The 19,859-nt window shown below is 36.7% G+C and carries 19 protein-coding genes; 8 read left to right on the forward strand and 11 right to left on the reverse strand.

Annotated elements, in window-relative coordinates; translation table 11 throughout:
- Positions 1-538 precede the first annotated feature (538 nt).
- Entirely contained in the window at positions 539-727 is a 189-nt protein-coding gene (locus ACSVH9_RS13195) for a DUF5522 domain-containing protein (RefSeq protein ID WP_438064120.1), read from the reverse strand.
- A 100-nt stretch (positions 728-827) separates the two neighbouring features.
- On the opposite strand from ACSVH9_RS13195, the gene ACSVH9_RS13200 reads away from it, so the two are divergent.
- The 4 genes from ACSVH9_RS13200 (at position 828) to hemL (ending at position 4,314) form a co-directional block, all read left to right on the forward strand.
- Positions 828-1,169, forward strand: a complete 342-nt coding sequence (locus tag ACSVH9_RS13200; RefSeq protein ID WP_438064121.1) for a hypothetical protein — start codon at positions 828-830, stop codon at positions 1,167-1,169.
- 111 nt (positions 1,170-1,280) lie between these two features.
- Positions 1,281-2,171 carry a 1-aminocyclopropane-1-carboxylate deaminase/D-cysteine desulfhydrase gene (locus ACSVH9_RS13205; RefSeq protein WP_438064122.1) on the forward strand — a complete coding sequence of 297 codons (891 nt, stop codon included), beginning with the start codon at positions 1,281-1,283 and terminating at the stop codon, positions 2,169-2,171.
- A complete protein-coding gene (locus tag ACSVH9_RS13210; protein WP_438064123.1) occupies positions 2,168-2,977 on the forward strand; it encodes a glucosaminidase domain-containing protein in 810 nt (269 codons plus the stop codon). The genes ACSVH9_RS13205 and ACSVH9_RS13210 overlap by 4 nt, the downstream gene beginning before the upstream one ends.
- A gap of 50 nt (positions 2,978-3,027) precedes the next feature.
- Positions 3,028-4,314, forward strand: a complete 1,287-nt coding sequence (hemL, locus tag ACSVH9_RS13215; protein WP_438064124.1) for a glutamate-1-semialdehyde 2,1-aminomutase — start codon at positions 3,028-3,030, stop codon at positions 4,312-4,314.
- Positions 4,315-4,370: 56 nt separating this feature from the next.
- On the opposite strand, the gene ACSVH9_RS13220 is transcribed toward hemL, so the two are convergent.
- The 6 genes from ACSVH9_RS13220 to ACSVH9_RS13245 form a co-directional block, all read right to left on the reverse strand.
- Entirely contained in the window at positions 4,371-4,817 is a 447-nt protein-coding gene (locus ACSVH9_RS13220) for a hypothetical protein (protein WP_438064125.1), read from the reverse strand.
- 71 nt (positions 4,818-4,888) lie between these two features.
- Positions 4,889-6,424, reverse strand: coding sequence for an L-aspartate oxidase (gene nadB / locus ACSVH9_RS13225; RefSeq protein WP_438064126.1), 1,536 nt, complete (start codon positions 6,422-6,424; stop codon positions 4,889-4,891).
- Positions 6,424-7,353 carry a quinolinate synthase NadA gene (nadA, locus tag ACSVH9_RS13230; protein ID WP_438064127.1) on the reverse strand — a complete coding sequence of 310 codons (930 nt, stop codon included), beginning with the start codon at positions 7,351-7,353 and terminating at the stop codon, positions 6,424-6,426. The genes nadB and nadA overlap by 1 nt, the downstream gene beginning before the upstream one ends.
- 444 nt (positions 7,354-7,797) lie before the next feature.
- The gene (locus ACSVH9_RS13235; RefSeq protein WP_438064128.1) at positions 7,798-8,487 is read right to left on the reverse strand and encodes an anaerobic ribonucleoside-triphosphate reductase activating protein; all 690 of its coding nucleotides are present in this window, start codon (positions 8,485-8,487) and stop codon (positions 7,798-7,800) included.
- Entirely contained in the window at positions 8,471-8,629 is a 159-nt protein-coding gene (gene nrdD, locus ACSVH9_RS13240; RefSeq protein WP_157490620.1) for an anaerobic ribonucleoside-triphosphate reductase, read from the reverse strand. Before nrdD ends, ACSVH9_RS13235 begins: the two co-directional genes overlap by 17 nt.
- 230 nt (positions 8,630-8,859) lie before the next feature.
- Positions 8,860-10,968 (reverse strand): ribonucleoside triphosphate reductase, encoded by a 2,109-nt coding sequence (locus ACSVH9_RS13245; RefSeq protein ID WP_438064129.1) that lies wholly within the window; start codon positions 10,966-10,968, stop codon positions 8,860-8,862.
- A gap of 391 nt (positions 10,969-11,359) precedes the next feature.
- Between ACSVH9_RS13245 and ACSVH9_RS13250 the strand changes: the two genes are divergently transcribed.
- Entirely contained in the window at positions 11,360-12,289 is a 930-nt protein-coding gene (locus ACSVH9_RS13250; RefSeq protein ID WP_438064130.1) for a glycerophosphodiester phosphodiesterase family protein, read from the forward strand.
- A gap of 68 nt (positions 12,290-12,357) precedes the next feature.
- On the opposite strand, the gene lysS is transcribed toward ACSVH9_RS13250, so the two are convergent.
- The 3 genes from lysS to ACSVH9_RS13265 all read right to left on the reverse strand — a co-directional run bounded on the left by lysS (position 12,358) and on the right by ACSVH9_RS13265 (position 16,469).
- Positions 12,358-14,061 (reverse strand): lysine--tRNA ligase, encoded by a 1,704-nt coding sequence (lysS, locus tag ACSVH9_RS13255; RefSeq protein WP_438064131.1) that lies wholly within the window; start codon positions 14,059-14,061, stop codon positions 12,358-12,360.
- Positions 14,062-14,211: 150 nt separating this feature from the next.
- On the reverse strand, positions 14,212-15,219 hold the full coding sequence (locus ACSVH9_RS13260) for a hypothetical protein (protein WP_438064132.1): 1,008 nt from the start codon (positions 15,217-15,219) through the stop codon (positions 14,212-14,214).
- 14 nt (positions 15,220-15,233) lie between these two features.
- Positions 15,234-16,469 (reverse strand): hypothetical protein, encoded by a 1,236-nt coding sequence (locus ACSVH9_RS13265; RefSeq protein ID WP_438064133.1) that lies wholly within the window; start codon positions 16,467-16,469, stop codon positions 15,234-15,236.
- Positions 16,470-16,638: 169 nt separating this feature from the next.
- Between ACSVH9_RS13265 and ACSVH9_RS13270 the strand changes: the two genes are divergently transcribed.
- From ACSVH9_RS13270 to lipB, 3 genes are all read left to right on the forward strand, one after another.
- Positions 16,639-17,376, forward strand: coding sequence for a hypothetical protein (locus ACSVH9_RS13270; protein WP_438064134.1), 738 nt, complete (start codon positions 16,639-16,641; stop codon positions 17,374-17,376).
- A 146-nt stretch (positions 17,377-17,522) separates the two neighbouring features.
- Positions 17,523-18,266 carry a hypothetical protein gene (locus tag ACSVH9_RS13275; protein WP_438064135.1) on the forward strand — a complete coding sequence of 248 codons (744 nt, stop codon included), beginning with the start codon at positions 17,523-17,525 and terminating at the stop codon, positions 18,264-18,266.
- A gap of 10 nt (positions 18,267-18,276) precedes the next feature.
- Positions 18,277-18,984, forward strand: coding sequence for a lipoyl(octanoyl) transferase LipB (gene lipB / locus ACSVH9_RS13280; RefSeq protein WP_438064136.1), 708 nt, complete (start codon positions 18,277-18,279; stop codon positions 18,982-18,984).
- Between the two features lie 27 nt (positions 18,985-19,011).
- Here the strand turns inward: lipB and ACSVH9_RS13285 are convergent, their stop codons facing one another.
- Positions 19,012-19,671: a ribonuclease HII gene (locus ACSVH9_RS13285; protein ID WP_438064137.1), complete on the reverse strand. Its 660-nt coding sequence runs from the start codon at positions 19,669-19,671 to the stop codon at positions 19,012-19,014.
- Positions 19,672-19,859 lie beyond the last annotated feature (188 nt).

The following is a 19,859-nucleotide window of genomic DNA, read 5'->3' on the forward strand; positions in this document are numbered from 1 at the left end:
CAATACCCCAAGTGGCCAATGCAGTGTTGTCGTGATACGGCCACTTGTGGTATTGCGGTCGGGCTATCCACGCTACTTCGGTAGCCAGTTCCTATCCCTCTCGCGACCCGTAGACCAAGGACTTTTCGCTTTCAAAATCTCTTGGGTAGTTATCGTCTCTCTTTAGTTAGTTCAAAACCGACTAAGGATACCTAATATCCGACCGGTGGTAGGACTTGTATATTTTAATTCTGTATTGTAAAGAAAGGACATCCATTTCTATGAGTTTTTGTATTTTAAGTGTAATAAATTCAACAAGGCTATTGTTACAATCTGCTTTCAGCCATTTGATTTGTAATTTTTACGCTAGTGTTACACACCCCCGACCCCTATAACTCCCTTTTTTATTTTTTGGAGTCGTTGAATCTTCGATTTCAAGAGGGGAGTAGTAGCTGCATTTAAATCGCGAATCTTTTGTCTTTTATATTTCTGGTTTCTTCAATCTAAATTCTGCTTTCTACCTTCTGCCTTCTTCAATCTGCCTTCAATTTTCTAACCTCTAACCTCTGTTTGTCTTCTTAAACCCTCCCGTTTTCTTATCAAAGCCATACGGACAATGGCGGCAACCGCTTTTGCAGCAATACCCTCTTTTTAGGTGATGCTTTTCGGTAAAACATTTATAGCCTTCGGGAGTAAAGTAAAAATCTTCACCCTCGATTAATTTATTTTCATTACTTTGCTCTAACATAAGCGACTTGTTTTTTGGGATGTTCGTACAACTAGAACGAATGGTGTTTTCCTTAAATAAAAGGCTGCAACAGTTGCAAATCTATAAATTTTAAAGCGAAATGATTCTTATTGTTGCTAAATATTTAATTCCAAAAGGATATAGCGGTCTCGCTGCTTTTCCGTTTGTGCTAGTTAAAAAAGCAGGATACAAGGAGAATCTCATTTTTCTCAATCACGAAAAAATACATTTGCGACAACAACTCGAATTGCTGATTGTGCCTTTTTTTCTTTGGTACAGCCTAGAGTTTTTAATCCGTTGGTGTTACTATCAAGATAAAAATGTAGCGTATCGCAACCTTAGTTTTGAACGTGAAGCTTATGCCAACGAATCCAATTTGAGTTATCTTGAAACGAGAAAATATTTTAGTTTTTTAAACTATCTGCACACAAAAAGAAATTAAAAGCCTATTTAACCGCAAGGTTCGCAAAGAAAGCGCAATGACCGCAAAGCTTAGTGAACTTTGCGTAAATCTTTGCTAACCTTGCGGTTAATTTTATAAAATCTATACACTTTGAATCAAAAAATAACCTACGACTTGCCCAATGGAATTACTCTTGAAATAAAAAGGGAAGATTTACTTCATCCTTTTGTCTCAGGCAATAAATTCCGAAAACTAAAATACAATGTACTCCAAGCCAAAGCCGAAAATCATTCGGTGTTACTCACTTTTGGGGGCGCTTTTTCCAATCATATTGCTGCTGTTGCCTATGCTGGAAAAGAGCAAGGTTTTGAAACTATCGGTGTGATTCGAGGGGATGAATTGCGCGATAAAATTTCGGAAAATCCTACTTTGTCTTTTGCCCAAGAATGCGGAATGCGTTTTGAATTTGTCACCCGTGAAGCCTATCGTCATAAAACAGAGACTGCTTTTATTGAGCAACTGAAAGCACAATTCGGGTCTTTTTATCTAGTTCCCGAAGGTGGCACGAACGATTTGGCCGTCAAAGGCTGTGAAGAAATTCTAACGGAGCTCGATGCCGATTTTGATTTTGTTTGTAGCGCAGTTGGAACGGGAGGAACCATTTCGGGACTCATTAACAGTGCTTTGCCGCATCAAAAAGTTTTGGGATTTCCAGCGTTAAAAGGAGATTTTTTACAAGATGAAATTCGTAATTTTGTCCAAAATAAAAATTGGGAGCTCCAAACCGACTATCATTTTGGAGGTTATGGCAAAGTAACCACCGAATTTATCGAATGGATGAATTGGTTTTATGCGCAAACGGGTATTCCGTTAGACCCAATTTATACTGGAAAAATGGTTTTTGGCGTTATGGATTTAATACAGCGCAACTATTTTCCACCAAATTCTAAAATTCTGATGATTCACACGGGTGGACTCCAAGGAATTGCGGGGATGAATGCCAAATTAAGAAACCAAAACAAACCGATTATAGTACTATGATAAAACAAATTTTCTGCCTGATGGTATTGCTGTTTTTGGTAAGCTGTAACAGTACTAAACCGGTTACTCAAACCTATAAAAAAAGCACAACTCCTACTAAGAAAACAATCGTTTATACTAAGACGCCATCTGCTAATGGTGTTGCCACTAAAAGATTAGAGGTGGTCAATCAATACATAGAACAATACAAAGGAATTGCGATGAGCAATATGAAAAATTTCGGTATTCCTGCGAGTATAATTTTGGCACAAGGAATCTTAGAATCAGGTGCTGGGAAAAGCAGTTTGGCAGTCAATTCCAACAATCATTTTGGTATCAAATGTCATAATGATTGGGAAGGAGAATTTGTGCATCAAGATGATGATTCAGAAAAAGAATGTTTCCGAAAGTACGAAGACCCAGCGGGTTCTTATAAAGACCACTCTAAATTTTTGACAACCAAAAAGCGATATGCCTCTCTTTTTTCATTGGCAAAAGGAGATTATGTGGCTTGGGCTATGGGATTGCGAGCCGCTGGATACGCCACCGACCCGCTGTATCCTGAAAAACTGATAGCCTATATTGAACGCTATGATTTACATCAGTACGATAGTCAGGTTTTGGGGAAAAGTGTGGTGAATGCTCCCGTTTCGAATCGAGTAGACAACCAAGGGGTAAACGCTGATGGAACATTGTATGAAGTCCAAAAAGGCGATACGTTATATTCCATTTCCAAAAAATTCAATGTTTTAGTCGAAGATTTACAACGCAAAAACAACTTAACAGATAACGCCATTTCGATTGGACAAAAATTGATTGTGAAGTAAGATAAACGTTGATATTTTAGAATTAAAAATACTTTATAAATAGTAAAAATATGATATACCAAAGAAGCAGTCAGCTTTTTGCTGAAGCGGAAAAAGTAATTCCAGGAGGTGTAAATTCACCAGTACGAGCTTTTAAAGCAGTAGGTGGCACTCCGATTTTTGTACAAAGAGCGCAAGGAGCGTATTTATATGATGAAGATGGCAACCGATTGATTGATTACATTAATTCTTGGGGACCAATGATTTTGGGTCACGCCTACGAACCCGTTGTGGAGGCTGTAACTGAGCGTGCCAAATTAGGAACTTCTTTTGGAATGCCTACAGAGTTAGAAACTAAAATTGCTGCTTTGGCAGTTTCGATGGTACCGAATATCGATAAAATTCGTTTTGTAAATTCGGGGACAGAAGCTTGTATGAGTGCCATTCGTTTGGCGCGTGGCTTTACCAAAAGAGATAAAATCATCAAGTTTGCAGGTTGCTATCACGGTCATTCCGATTCGTTTTTGATTGCAGCAGGTAGTGGCTTAAGTACTTTTGGAGTACCGAATAGTCCAGGTGTAACCGAAGGAACTGCAAAAGATACTTTGCTGGCTCGTTACAATGATTTAGAAAATGTTAGCGCTTTGATTGCTGCTAATCCAAATGAAATTGCAGCCATTATTGTAGAGCCCGTAGCGGGAAATATGGGTTGCGTACCACCACTCAACGGATTCCTAGAGGGCTTACGCGAGTTGTGTTCGGCTAACGGAATTTTATTGATTTTTGATGAGGTAATGACAGGCTTCCGTTTGGCAGCAGGTGGTGTTCAAGAATTATATGGCATTCAAGCGGATATCGTTTGTTTTGGAAAAGTAATTGGTGGCGGATTGCCAGTTGGTGCTTTTGCTGCTCGTGAAGAAATTATGAATTATCTAGCGCCACTAGGCCCCGTGTATCAAGCTGGAACCTTATCTGGAAATCCGTTAGCGATGGCGGCTGGATTGGCAATGTTAGAATCATTAAACAACGACAGAACAGTATTTCAACGATTGGAAGATAAAACTTCTTATTTAGAAGCAGGAATTCGTAAAGTACTTACTGCAAATGGTGTGGTTTTTACCATCAATAGAGTAGGTTCTATGATTTCTGTTCATTTTGACGCAGAGCCTGTAGTCGATTTTCAATCGGCTGCTAAAGGAGATAATGCAACCTTTAAAAAATTCTTCCACGGTTTGTTGCAAGAAGGAATTTATATTGCTCCATCGGCTTATGAAACTTGGTTTATTACCGATGCGTTGACTTATGAAGATTTAGATGTGACCATTCAAGCTATTGATAAAGTATCGAAGACTTTTTAAGAAATAGTTGCACAACAAAAAAGGGAGTTTCTTGCTGTAGAAACTCCCTTTTTTTATTAATAATCACCTTTATGTCTTCGTCTTTCTTCTCTTTTCTCGAGCATTTTTTCTTTTTTGATTTCACGGTCGTTTTCCCATTTTGTGTATTGTTCTGGGGTTAAAATCGACTTCATTTTGGCATCATTTGCTTCTTTTTCGGCTTTCATTTTTTTAGCCATTTCTTTTCTTTCTTTGGCAGAGGCTAACAATTGTTCATCTTTTTTCGCTTCTTTTTTTGCTTTAAAATCAGCTGCTTTTGCGCTTTGCTCTGCCAACAATTTTTTTACTTCTTCTTGTTGTTTGGCATTTAGATTTAAATCCGTAGTCAATTTGTTTAAATGTTTCTCCTGACGTTGTTCTGGAGTCAATTTTTCCATTTCGTCACGATTGGGTCTTTCTCTTCTTTGCTGTGCGACACTGCTCAAGCTTACTACCAATAAGGCAGCCACAATTACTTTTTTCATCTTACTTTCGTTTTTTTGATTTATACTGATAAGATGCTATTTAAAGAAAAAGGTTTAATGTTAACAAAAAATTAGCGTCTTAAGTACTTGATTTTGAAAAAGCCACCGCGATTTTCCTCTCGTAACATTGAATGCTGTACAATTAGAATTCCTATAGTAATCAGATTCTTCAATTCATAAAAAGCGGTATTGCCTTGGTAATTTTGTTCGAGTTCTTGAAGTTCTTTTAGCCAATGTTTTAACTGTTTTTTGGCTTTCTTCAAATCGTGATTGTTTCTCACGATTCCTGCGTGGCTTCGCATCAAAAGTTGTAATTCACTTTTTATTTGACTCAAAATAGAATTGGTAATCAAAGGTAAGCGGTCTTTGTAGGATTTGAAGTAAACGGGTGTTTTGGTTACTTCTAGGTCAGGGTTTTCCGAAAGATAATCGTAAATCGCATTGGAATAAACCAAGGCTTCTAGTAGGGAGTTAGAAGCTAGTCTATTGGCTCCGTGCAAACCCGTTCTAGAGCATTCACCACAAGCGAAAAGGCGCTCTACGGAAGTCTTACCATTAGCATCGACTACAATTCCACCACAAAGATAATGTTGAGCAGGCACGACAGGAATCCAATCTTTTGTGATGTCGATACCAATGCTTTTGCAATGTTTATAAATCATTGGGAAATGAGCGATAAACGCTTCCAAATCCAAGTGGGTACAATCTAGGTACACACAAGCATCTCCTGATTTTTTCAATTCAAAATCGATGCTTTGCGAAATAATATCTCTCGAAGCCAATTCTTTTCTTTCGTCATAATCTTCCATAAAACGGCGTCCGCTTTTGGTACGTAGATAGGCACCAAAACCGCGTACAGCCTCTGAAATCAAAAATTGAGTTCCATTGGAATTATGAAATAAAGCGGTGGGATGAAATTGAATGAACTCCATTTCGGTGATAGTGGCGTGAATACGGTTTGCCATTGCGATTCCGTCACCTGTCGCAATAATGGGATTGGTGGTATGTCCGTATACATTTCCAATGCCGCCAGTGGCCAGCAGGGTATAATCAGCAAAACAAGGAAAAATAGTTTTGTCTTTTTGATTCAAAACTTGAACACCCAAACAACAATTATCTTCTGCAATCAAATCGATAGCAAAATGATGGTCAAGAACCGTGATGTTTTCTTTTAAATAGACTTGTTGCAAGATAGCGCGTTCAATTTCAAAACCCGTTTGGTCTTTATGATGTACCACTCGACTTTGGGAATGGCCACCTTCTTTTCCTAAGTCGAAATTGCCTTGTGCGTTTTTATCAAATTGTGCGCCCCAATTGATTAATTCTTGAAGGCGTTTTGGTCCTTCGGTGATGACTTTTCGAACCACGGCTTCGTCGCACAAGCCATCGCCGCAAATTAGGGTGTCCTGAATGTGTTTTTCGTACGAATCTTCTATTTTGTTGGTTACAATAGCAATGCCTCCTTGGGCATATTTTGTATTCGATTCTTCAGCATTGGCTTTGGTAACGATTGTAATATTTTTTTCTGGAAAGCGAGTGGCCATTTTTAGGGCAAAAGTTAGTCCTGCCACACCAGAACCGATAATTAAATAGTTGGTTTGTGTCATTAGTTGGAGAGTTCAAGCATACGTTCTATAGGTACTAAAGCGCGTTCTCTGATGTCTTCAGGAACGATAATTTCGGGGGTTTCGTTGAGCAAACAATCGTACACTTTTTGGAGTGTATTGACTTTCATATAGCCACATTCACTGCAAGCACAAGTATTGTCCTCTTCTGATGGAGCTGGAATCAAGATTTTATGCGGCACTTCTTGCTGCATTTTGTGTAAAATACCTGCTTCGGTGGCAACAATGAACTTATTGTTTGGACTGTTTTTTACATACGTTATCATTCCAGCAGTGGAGCCAATATAATGGGCTGTTTTTAGGATATGCGTTTCTGATTCTGGATGCGCAATAATTTCGGCATCTGGATTTTGTTTGTATAATTCAACTAACTTGTCAAGTGAAAAAGCTTCGTGAACCACACAGGAGCCGTCCCAAAGCAATAGCTCTCGTCCTGTTTTTTGACTGATATATTTGCCTAAGTTTTTGTCTGGAGCAAAGATAATCGGCGTTTCTTTTGGAACTGATTCAACAATTTTTAAGGCATTAGCAGAAGTACATACAATATCGCTCAACGCTTTTATCTCGGCCGAACAATTCACATAAGTAATCACGATATGATTGGGATTTTGGGATTTGAATGCTCTAAACAAGTCTGGCGGACAAGAGTCGGCCAAGGAGCATCCTGCATTGAGGTCTGGCAGAATTACTTTCTTATTTGGATTGAGAATTTTGGCTGTTTCGGCCATAAAATGAACACCCGCAAAAAGAATAATAGGTGCATCAACTTTGGTTGCTTCTTGTGACAAACCCAAGCTATCGCCAACATAATCAGCAATATCTTGTATGTCTGGTTCTTGATAATAATGCGCCAAAATGACCGCATTTTTTTCTTTTTTCAGCGCTAGTATCTTTGCTTTGAGATTTTCCATTTTACCTTTTTTTAGTATGTCATTTTATAAAGGGCGTGTAAAAGTATTTTAATCCTATTGGACTGCCAATGATAAATGTCAGGTTTAGAAGTGTTTCAAAAATAGCGTTGTGATAAAAGAAGTTTTGTTTTTGGATAAACTCTTTCTATCTATAAATGAGAAGTATGTGAAAACCAATTTATAGGTTTAAAAGATTTTTTCTTTGGCGAATAACTTCTCTTTTTTTGTCAGTTTACATCTTTGTTATCCAAGTTTTATAATGAAAAATGGAATAAGCAATGGGTTGCGAAAATCTATACATTGATTTTGTCTAAACAATTGTTTTTGTGGCAATTAAATGGTTTTTTTGTGCTACTCAAAGATAATAATTTATTTTGGAAACTGAGTTTTGTAAAATGGAAGCAATCTGATGTTGAAGAAACATTCCCGCAAGGAGTCATTAACTTAATTCCGAATCACTATTTGAATGCTGGCTGTGGAAAGGGATTCCGAATCTAATTCGCGGTGGGAATAGCCCATTTTTTCTAGGGTGGGAGCTTCATTTACAAAATACTGAATATAGTATTGGCCTTGATAGCCTTTTTGTTCCAAAAAGTGAATCATTGATGTGAGGTCTTCTTTGGAAATTAAGTCGGAGTGGATGGTGGTGCGCACTTCAAAAGCAATGGAATGTGAGAGCAGCAATTCGAGGGATTGCTTGAAAGCATTGAACAAATTGGATTGGGTGATTTTTTCGAAAGTGTTGGGTAGGGATTTAAAATCTAAGGCAACATAGTCGATTGTTTTTTGATGGATTAGGGTTTGAAGTACGTTGGGTTTTGAACCGTTGGTGTCTATTTTTACTAGAAATCCCATTTTCTTGACGGTTGTAATGAATTCAATGCAGTTTTTATGCAATAAGCATTCGCCACCGCTGAAAACAACCGCATCTAGGAGGTTTTTTCGGGTGTGGAGAAAATCCAAGACGTTTTCGAAGGTGAGTTTTCCTTTTCCTAAAACTATTTCGGGGTTGTAGCAATACAAGCACCGCATATTGCAGCCCGCAAACCAAAGAATGCAGGCCGACTGATGCGGGTAATCTAGTAAGGTAAACGGCGTTATGCTGTAAATGGGTGTGCTAGCACTTACATTCATTGAAATGGGTGCGTTGTTTGTGTTCTCCTTTTTTGCCAATATTGAAGCTTTCTACGGGACGGTGATAGCCCATTACACGGGTGTAAACTAAACATTTGGTTCTGCGTTCTGGATGTTGTTCTAGAATGGGATGTGTTTTCATTGTTTTAAGGATTTTAGATTGTTTATTATTTATTGTTTATTGTTTGTTGTTTGTTGTTTTTGGATGTTTCCAAAAGGGTACTTTGTGGCTCTTTAGCCCCGATTGCAGCGAAAATCCTTTGCTGCCGGGGTTCGGCAGCAAAGATTACTTCGTCAGTTCGCTATTGCTCGGGTGTAGCGGAGAGCGGGACGGTGTTTCCTGAAAAAGCCTTTTGTTGCTGCTCCTAAAATTTATGAAGCTTGTGCTTCTTTTTCTTTTTCGAGAATTAGTGCTTCATCGCATTTTGGGCAGTATTCGTGTTCGCCGTTTAGGTAGCCGTGTACGGGGCAAACGCTGAAAACGGGAGTCACGGTGATATAGGGCAATTTGAAATTTGAAATTACTTTTTTGACAAATTGTTTGCAGGCTTCGGAAGAGCTGATTTTTTCGCTCATGTAAAGATGTAAAACGGTGCCGCCGGTGTATTTGCATTGCAATTCGTCTTGTAGGCAAAGTGCTTCGAATGGGTCTTCGGTGAAATCGGCTGGGATTTGAGAACTATTCGTGTAATAAATATTGTCTCCTTCGCCCGCTTGATAGATGTCGGCGAAGCGTTTTTTGTCTTCTTTGGCAAAGCGATACGTGGTTCCTTCGGCTGGTGTGGCTTCGAGATTATAAAGGTTTCCGGTGCTTTCTTGGAATTCTTTCATACGGTTTCGGATGTGTTCCAAAATTTCGGAGGCTAATTCGATTCCGGTTCTAGAGGTGATTTGGTCTTGATTTTGAGTGAAATTGACAATCATTTCGTTGATTCCGTTGACACCAATGGTAGAAAAATGATTTCTGAAATGCGACAAATAACGTTTGGTATAAGGGTACAAACCGCGGTCGTACATTTCTTGAATAAAGATTCTTTTTTTCTCTAAAGTTGATTTTGAAAGGTATAAAAGATGGTCTAATTGTTCTAGCAGAGCGGTTTTATTCCCTTGATACAAATAGCCCAATCGCGCCATATTGATAGTAACAACTCCGATGCTTCCGGTCATTTCGGCACTTCCAAAAAGGCCATTACCGCGTTTTAGTAATTCGCGTAAATCGAGTTGGAGGCGACAGCACATACTACGAACGGCGTTGGGTTTGTAGGCATTTGGGTTTTCTTCTTTGTTACCATTTTCATCAAGAACGTATTGGCTTCCAATAAAATTTTGAAAGTACGACGACCCAATTTTGGCGGTATTTTCGAACAACAAATCGGTGTTTTCTCCATTCCAGTCAAATTCTTCGGTGATGTTTACCGTAGGAATTGGAAAAGTGAAAGGTTGTCCATTGGCATCACCTTCGGTCATTACGGTATAATAGGCTTTATTGATGAGGTTCATTTCGGGTTGGAAATGTTCATAGCGCAACTCGGTTAACGTTTTTACTCCACGCGCTTGAGCACGAAGTAACAGGTCTTCGTTGTTGATGTTTTGAAAGAAATGAATGTCTTTTCGGGTTGGAATTTGAGTTTTCAAATCTTCGGGAACGACCCAGTCCAAGGTAATATTGGTAAAAGGCGATTGTCCCCAACGCGCTGGAACATTTAAGTTATAGACAAAACTGCGAACGGCTTTCAGCACATCATCAAAGGATAAATTGTCTTTGAATACATAAGGCGCCAAATAGGTATCGAAGGAGCTGAAAGCTTGTGCGCCAGCCCATTCGCTTTGAAGTATCCCTAGAAAATTAGCCATTTGTCCCAGAGCTTCTCTAAAATGTGAGGGCGGTCTGCTTTCTACACGCCCACGAACACCATTGAATCCTTCGTTGAGTAGGACTCTCAAACTCCAACCTGCGCAATATCCCGTAAGGCAATCCAAATCGTGTATGTGAATATCGCCATTTCGGTGCGCATATCCTTCTTGTTTGCTGTAGACTTTGTCTAGCCAATAGTTGGCAATTATTTTTCCAGCTACGTTGTTTACCAAGCCAGCATTGGAGTAGGAGGTGTTGGCATTGGCATTGATTCTCCAATCGGTTTGTTCAATGTATTCTTCAATAGTTTGCGTGCTGTCTACATAGGTGGTGTCTTCGTTGAGTCCGTTGATGTGTTCGCGTTGTAACTTTCTGGTATGTCGAAAGAGCATAAACGAACGCATCACATCAAAATACTGTTTTTCAAAAAGGGTTTTTTCTATGCAATCCTGAATTTCTTCTACGGCCCAAGTAGTTTTTAAATGAAGTTGTTCGAAAACACTGCTTACTACTTTCTCGTCTATTGCCAATTGAACACTGTTGAAACTTTTTTCAATGGCATCTTTGATTTTGAATTCCTCAAAAGGTCGGTATTCTCCATTTCGTTTGATTACATATTTTTCCATAGTTTTTGAAAGTTTAAGTTTGCGTTTGTTGTTATAAATGAATAAGTGTTTTAATAAACAGTTAGATTTCAGAAGTTTAATTCTGAGATAGTAAACCAATTTTATTTTTATTGTAAATAAATTAAAATCAGTGGTTTATGTGAGTTGTGGAATTTGTATTTGGTAGTACTATTTTACGTCTAAATGCAAAATAGCGACCTGATATTTATCATATTTGAAGATTTTTTATGCTCTTTTATTAACCGTCCTGAAGCCTTGTTTTGCTGTATTTTTAGATGTTTTTTGAGGTCGATTGTTGATAAGTTACTTTGTTATTCTTTCATTAAGTTTAAAAAAAAGAGCCGCGACAACGAATAAGAATAGGTATTTTTGTTGGTTCAAAATCTATACAATGAAGAAGAATGTTATACTAGTTTTTTTGTTTTTGCTATCCTTAAATGGAGTTTTTGCTCAAACTAAGGAATACCGAATGGAATTTAAAAGTGGAAAAGAATTGCAAAAGTTTTTGACGTATTCTAAAAAATCCTATCCTTTGGTAAGCGCGCATAGAGGAGGGCCAACAGTAGGTTTTCCTGAAAATTGCACTCCAACTTTTGCTAATACGATTCAGTATAATCCAGCAATAATCGAAACTGATATTGCATTATCCAAAGATTCGGTTTTAGTTATGATGCACGATGATAAATTAGATAGAACCACGACAGGAACGGGATTGATTGGCAATTATACGTACAAGGAATTGCAAGAATTTTATCTAGAAGATACTCAAGGCAACCCAACTCCCTACAAAATAGAAACCTTGGATGAGGTATTGCAATGGGGGAAGGGAAAAGTAATTTATACCTTGGATGTAAAGCGAGGAGTTCCTATGCAAAAAGTAATCGATGCAGTGCGTCGCAATAAGGCAGAAGCGTATTCTGTAATTATAACCTACAATGCCAATCAAGCAGCAGAAGTAGCTCGTTTGGCTCCTGATTTGATGATTTCTGTTTCAGCAAGAGGAAAAGAAGACGTAGAACGTATGGAAGCTTTGGGCGTAAAAGCAGAAAAAATGGTCGCTTTTGTAGGAACTTCGGACCCTAAACCAGAAGTATATGCCTATTTGCATAGTCGTTCAATCGCTTGTATTTTAGGAACTATGGGCAATATTGATAAAAGCGCTGCTGCAAATGGCGATGGATTGTATTACCAATTAATTGCGAATGGTGCTACTGTTTTATCCTCGGATAGAAGTAAAGAGGCGGGCATACAATTGGCAAAATATGCAAAAGACAATAAGCTACGCTCGAAGCATATTAAAGAAGTAGTAGTAAAAAAGTAATTTGTATAGAAATTAAAAACCCGATAATAGGTCATATTATCGGGTTTGTTTTTATGATTAAGAAAAGATTACTCTTTCAATCGACAAGCTTTTACATCACCATCAACCACAACTTCGGTCATTCCAAGTGCGGAAAGGTTTTTCATCGCTTTGTCCCATTTTTTACCACTCAATTCGGATTTAATTTTTAGTAAACTAAATTCCATTTGATTGTCATTGGCTTGTAAAATGGCAACAATTACTTTTTCGTCAGCTTCTAATTCTATAGTTGCTTTTTTCTTTTCTGGTCGCATTTGTGGGAACAAAAGCACTTCCTGAATAGAGGCATTATTAGTCAAGAACATCATCAAACGGTCCATTCCAATTCCTAATCCAGAGGTTGGTGGCATTCCGTATTCTAATGCTCTCAAGAAATCTTCGTCAATAGTTCCGTTCGCCTCATCATCTCCTTTTTCAGCCAAACGCATTTGGTCTTCAAAACGCTCTCTTTGGTCTATTGGGTCGTTCAATTCTGAGTAGGCATTAGCGATTTCTTTTCCGCAAACCATCAATTCGAAACGTTCTGTTAATTCAGGATTGTCGCGGTGTTCTTTACACAATGGCGACATTTCTTTTGGATAATCAGTGATGAAAGTCGGCTGAATATAATTTCCTTCGCATTTTGCGCCAAAAATTTCGTCAATCAATTTTCCTTTACCCATAGTTTCATCCACTTCAATTCCCATACCTTTAGCAGCTTCAAACAATTCGGCTTCACTTTTTCCAGAAATATCAAAACCTGTAAAATGCTTGATGGCATCGGTCATTGTCACACGAGCATAAGGCGCTTTGAAATTGATAGTGTGTTCGCCAAAAGTCACTTCGCTAGTTCCGTTTACAGCCGTTGCACAATATTCCAATAATTGCTCTGTAAATTCCATCATCCAGTTGTAGTCTTTGTAGGCTACATAAATTTCCATAGCGGTAAATTCAGGATTATGGGTTCTGTCCATTCCTTCGTTACGGAAATTTTTTGAGAATTCGTACACACCATCAAAGCCACCAACGATTAGTCTTTTCAAATACAATTCATTGGCAATTCGCATATATAATGGAATATCCAAAGAGTTGTGGTGCGTTATAAATGGTCTCGCCGCTGCACCACCAGGAATGGATTGCAACACAGGAGTTTCTACTTCTAAGTACCCAGCGTCGTTAAAGAAAGTTCGCATTGCTGTGAACAATTTTGTTCTTTTGATAAAGGTTTCTTTAACGTGTTGGTTTACGGTCAAATCTACATAACGCATTCTATAACGCAACTCGGCATCGTTGAACGCATCGTGAATTTTTCCGTCTTCGTCGATTTTTGGTAATGGTAAAGGGCGTAAAGTTTTGCTCAAAAAGGTAAATTCATCTACACGAATACATTGCGCACCTACTTTGGTAGTAAACAATTCTCCTTCAATACCAATAAAATCGCCTAAATCGGTTAATTTTTTAAAAACTTGATTGTATAGTGTTTTGTCTTCTTCTGGGCATAAAACATCGCGATTTACGTACAATTGTATACGTCCTTCGCTATCTTGTAATTCAGCAAAACAAGCTTTTCCTTGGTCTCTAACGCTCATTAAACGTCCTGCCACAATAACCTTTTTGCCTTCTTCAAAGCTTTCTTTTATTTGTTTTGAAGTATGATTTAGTGGAAAAAGTTGTGCAGGGTAAGGGTTAATTCCTAAATTACGTAGGCTTTGTAGTTTTTCTCTTCGGATTATTTCTTGTTCTGATAAGGCCATTATGTTCTGAATTTTAAGTCCGCAAAGATAAGAAAAGAATGCAGACTTCAGATTTTAGATTTTAGATTTTTTGGAACAGCTATTTGTCTTTCTGTTATTTTAAAACGAAGAGTTTTTATAAATAAAACATATTGAAAAAATCAAGACATTTTATTTTTGTTCCGCAATAGTTGCTTTATTTACTTTTAAAACTCTTATCACTTGATTGGTGTTATCAGCTACAAACAAACGATCCTTTAGCAATACACAATTAGTAATGGAGTTAAATGCATTTTCTCCCATAATATCCGAATTGTTGATGGTCGGCGTGTAATTTTGATCAAAAAAAACGTTTTTTGGATACAGGCGAATATAGTTGGTGTTTTTTATTTTTTCAGTTGTTATAGCCCATTCATCGCTGAAGACCACAGATAATGGAACGTTATCAGTTTGTGTTTTAGTATTAGGTAAAATAGGAACAGTCAACGAGTTGGTTGCGTTTTTCTCAATGTCTTTTAGATTGTAATGTAAAAAACCGTTGGCGTTTTGTCCAGCAACGATTAAATTTCCATTGGCGATATCCATCGAATATATTTCTGTGTAGCCTTTTAGCGTATTTAATTTTGCGATTGGCGCTAAGTTCCAATTGCTGGTTTCGGTAATTTGTGCTGTTTGGAATACTTTAATTGAATTTTCTTTTTCTTTGACAAAAAGGAAGCCATCTTTTGCTTTTAGTCCAAATACGTGAACAAAAGTTTGCCACCATTGTCCATTTCCAATCGTGTTGATTCCAGATAATGTTTTTTCGTCCAAAACAAAAACCCTCGAGTCAATGCTACCGAGGTAAATACGGTCATTGTCAATAGAAATTGAGGATAACTTTGTGAACGGAATTGTGGTAGTTCCTTTTGTATAGCTTTTGAGACTTGAAAGATAAGATAAAGTTGTGGCGTCAAATATTTCAAGAACATCGCCGTTGCAAACGTATAATTTATTGTTTGCGATAGCGATGGCGTTAGCTTCTAAAGTGCCTTTTCCTCCAATAATTTGATTGGCTTTGATAGTTGTTTCGTTACTTAAGTAATAATATTGATAATTGGTAGGCTCGTAAACCGCATCAGAATCTTTACTACAACAAGTAAAAACAAATAATAGAGCTATAAATAAAATTTTTTTCATAGTGGTAAGTGGTATTAATTCCATTTTCCTTCTCCTTTGTATTTAAGTAAGAAAGGGTTGTTAGGGCTGATTTTGAAAACAGGTTTTTTGTAGTCTTTTTTGTTCAAGTAGTCTGTTTTTGTCCATCCTTTTAGTATTTCAGGGTCAATAAAGGGAAGATCATTTAGGTAAATCAGATATTTATAAAAGTGAGTGAGCATTTCTTGTTGTCCTCCACCTTCACCACTATTGGCTAAATTGCTACTATGGCTAAATCCAATATGATGAGAATATTCGTGAGACCAAACAGACATTTCACCTAACCAATGACCTGTGATATACCCAGATTCCCATTGAGAAGCCAAAGGTCCTCCTCCCCAAGCACTTCCGCCTCCTACCATTGCTAGGTAAACGGTTCTAGAATCTAAGTAATTCCAGTAAATTTTTTCTATTTCTTCCTTGGTGTAATAATCATAAACTCCATTAACATCATCAGTGTTGCCGTGCCAATTTAAAGCGCCATTTATAGGAGTTCCTGCTAATGTGGCTTGGTCTTGTTTGTATTTGTCAAAATTGGAAAAGGTTTGATAATACAGTGGGTGACTTAAAGCATAGGAATAATTTATGATCATTGTTATGGCTTCTTTGGCTAAAACTGGGTTCATTGGAAGAAATTTTCCTGGTTCATTGACATGATAACCATCGTGAAATTGTACTAAATGATTGGATTTTATTTTTTTGAATTTGGCAAATAAAGGATCTGTTGAAGTGACAGAAAATTCAATAGATCCGGATGAAAATCCTTCTATTTTATCGATAGTTACCGTTTTTCCATTTTCTAATAAGTAATCATTTTTGCTAACTACTAAAGGGATTTGATGTACTGAGCGATGAAACGCAGGAATCTTGCTAAAGTGAAAGAGTACGAATTTTTTTTCGTAATTTGGGAGCTTAGCATAGATATTTACGTCTGTCAAAGCAACTGGCGAATACAATGAAACTTGTACAGAATCCTTTCCTTTTAGTATGACTTGAAGGGGTTCGTTAACTCGAAACCAACGGTCTTTTTTGTTGTACATTAGGGTTGGGTCTTCATTGTCTTCAAATAGAGTCATAGGTTTGTTACCAGCGGGTAAATTGGTAGCGTCAATACTTGATAAATAATTGGGTTGGTAGTTTTTGTAGTTTACTTCGGTTTCGCAATTAGTGAATAATGACAAAACAACCAGTAGTAAAAAACAATGCATTGCATTTTTTAGAACTTGATTCATAGGTTAGGTTTAAGATTAAGGGTTTACAAATTTATTTTTTCTTTTATCATTTGCTCCATCAAAAAGTTTTTTAATTAATGAATTTTATGCTTATTGGACTTGTTAATTAACTATAATTTTGAATGAATGATTACGTTACCTATATAAGGTTTTTCTTTATATTTGAGATATGAAACGAGTAAGATTTTTTTTGTTGTTTATTTTCGGGTTGTTTTTTTTGAGTTGTCAAGTGACAGAAACCATTCATTTTAATGAGAACGGTAGTGGAATAATAACTGTAGAAATGCTTCGAATAGAGCAGAGTTATCAGCAATTGGCTGGTGAAGAATACAATAAAGGGGAAGTTTTTGTAGATACCACTTATGTTTTTGATGATTATATTTCGAAATATTCCGAAACTTTTTCTAAGCTAACGCCTGAAGATAAAGCGGTTTTTAATGCATACAAAGGCGTGAAAGTGCACACTAAGAAGAATTCTTTTGAAAAGGAATTCCGAACCACTTTTACGCAAAATTTTCTTCAAGCAAATCAAATCGCCGATTTATATAAAACACAAGAATATGTTAGTGATATTGTTCATAATTATGCGTTAAGTGCCGAAGAGCATTATTATAAAGTTGCTTTTCAATTATCGTCAAATGAGTTCAAAAGAATGGTAACCATAATCGATGAAGAGCATTTGAAAAGAGAACAAGCAACAATCAACAATTATAAGAAACAACTTGGTGACAAGAAAATACATCAAAGAGTAACGCTTAGTTATCATTTTACAAAAAAAATAAAATCAGTTTCAATCCCTAATGCCAAAATCAGTGCTGATAAAAAGTCTGTTGAAATATCTTTTGGCTTGCTCGAAAGTTTATTTGACCCCATTAGCACATCAGTTGTAATCGTTTTTGAAGAATAATTGGATGGATTAATAAAGATTTTTTCTTCTATGAAAGTATGGCTAGGGTTTTAGTATCTTTGGCACAGATAAAAAGATTGGTAGGAAATGCATACTATATATTAAGGTAGAATGTTTTTTACCATTTTCACATAAAAATAGTACATATGAAATCGATATTGTTTTTAATCTTAGGTATGACGTTGTTGTTAACGAGTTGTACAGTTACAGAAAATATTTATATAGAAGCTGATGGCTCGGGAAAATTCAATGTTGATTTGGATGGTTCAAGTTTGATGGCGATGATGCCTAAAGATTCTTTGAAAAACGAGAAGAGCATTGATTCTACTTTTACTTTTAAGCAACTTTTAGCGGATAATAAAGATAGTATTGCCAAATTATCAATAGACGAGCAGCAATTGTTGAAAAAATTAGAAAATTTCAATATGCGTATGCAAATGAATCAAGAGCAAAAGCAGTTTTTATTTTCGTTGCAAACTAATTTCAAGAACGTCTCAGAATTACAAGATGCTATGACGGCAATCAATGCGATTAGTTTACTTCAAAATAAAGCTAATAAGGCAACTGAATTTGGGTCAGCTATTCCTTCAGAAGGGCTGGCAAACAACAATTCTACTTTGTCTTATTCTTTTAAAGGAAATAAATTTACTAGAATTGCAGTTTTGAACAAAGTCAAAAAGGAAAGGCTAAATGAGGAAGCTGCTGAAATGAATAAAATGATTTTTGCTTCATCCAATTATATTGTAAAGTATCATTTTGCTAAACCAGTAAAAAAAGTTTCGAATACTTCAGCCTTATTTAGTGAGGACAGAAAAACAGTTACACTCCAGTATCCTTTTTCAGAATATATGGAGAATCCAGAAAAATTGAATTTAGAGGTTGAATTTTAGAAAAGACAGAATGAATAGAACTATCCAGCTTCAAGATTTAGGCAGTAAAGACTATAAAGCAACTTGGGAGTACCAAGAAGAATTGTTTAAAGGAATTGTCGATTTAAAAATTCAAAATAGGAGAGAAGATACTCATCTTGCTACTCCAAACTATTTACTTTTTGTAGAGCATCCGCATGTATATACGTTGGGGAAGAGTGGTGATATGACTAATTTGCTTTTAAATCAAGAGCAGTTAGAAGCAAAGGGTGCTACTTTTTACAAAATCAATCGTGGGGGAGATATTACGTATCATGGACCTGGGCAAATTGTGGGATATCCTATTTTAGATTTAGAAAACTTTTTTTCGGATATACATAAGTATTTACGTTTTCTAGAAGAAGCTATTATTCTGACGTTACAAGAGTATGGTTTAGAATGTGGTAGAAGCGAAGGTGAAACAGGGGTTTGGTTAGGAGTTGGGACGCCGTTTGCACGAAAAATTTGCGCTATGGGTGTTCGTGCTTCCCGCTGGGTGACTATGCATGGTTTTGCTTTAAATGTCAATGTTGACTTAGGTTATTTTGATAACATCATTCCATGTGGTATTCGAGGTAAGGCTGTTACCTCTTTGAATGTAGAACTTGGAGTAGAAGTTGTAGATGAGAATGAAGTGAAAGCAAAAATCCTAAAGCACTTCGCTACATTATTCGAATGTGAGTTTTCCGAACAGCACTAACAAATAGAAAGAAGCATCATTCTAAGTTTATAAATCCAAGCTGAGTTGTTCAGGCAATAATCTGAAGCTCATTCTGTGGTATTTGGTTACGCCATATTTTTTTATAGCTTCTCGATGTTCTTGAGTAGGGTAGCCTTTATTTTTTTTCCAATTATACATAGGAAACTCTTCATGAATACGGTTCATATATTCGTCTCGGTATGTTTTAGCCAAAACAGATGCAGCAGCTATACTTAGGTATTTCCCATCTCCTTTTATAATACTCGCATTGGGTAGTGTGCTTAAAAAACGAATTTCTTCCTCAGTAAATATTTTAATCCCTTTTTTGATAATTCCTCTTTTGGGTATAAAAGGGGCATTACCATCGATTATCACTGCTGATGGTTTTGGGTTCAATTTTATCACGCATTCTTGCATTGCTTTTATAGAAGCATTTAAGATGTTAATGTCGTCAATTTCAAGAGACTCAATATGAGTCACACTATAGGTTATAGCCTCATTTTCTATTACAACTCTAAGTTTTTCTCGCGTTTTCTCTGTTAATTGTTTGCTATCATTAAGTAAAGAATTGTTGAAATGAAAGGGAAGTATTACAGAAGAAGCGGTTACTGGCCCCGCTAAACAGCCTCTACCGGCCTCATCACAGCCACATTCTAAATTTTCCGTTAAAAAAAAAGGTTTTAGCATTAAATTTTTTTTGGCAAAAATATTGTTTTATTCATTGTTATTTTTCGTTTATGAAGTTTTTTGTTGAGAAATGTTTAAAATTTTCACATTTAGCTATTGTTTTCTGAACATTTGTTAATGGATTTATTTTATTATTTGTTTGGTATATTAAGAATTTATTGTGATTTTTGTTGCATAACTAATTCAAA

It is taken from the genome of Flavobacterium sp. RSSB_23, from assembly GCF_051547145.1.
Taxonomy (GTDB): Bacteria; Bacteroidota; Bacteroidia; order Flavobacteriales; family Flavobacteriaceae; genus Flavobacterium.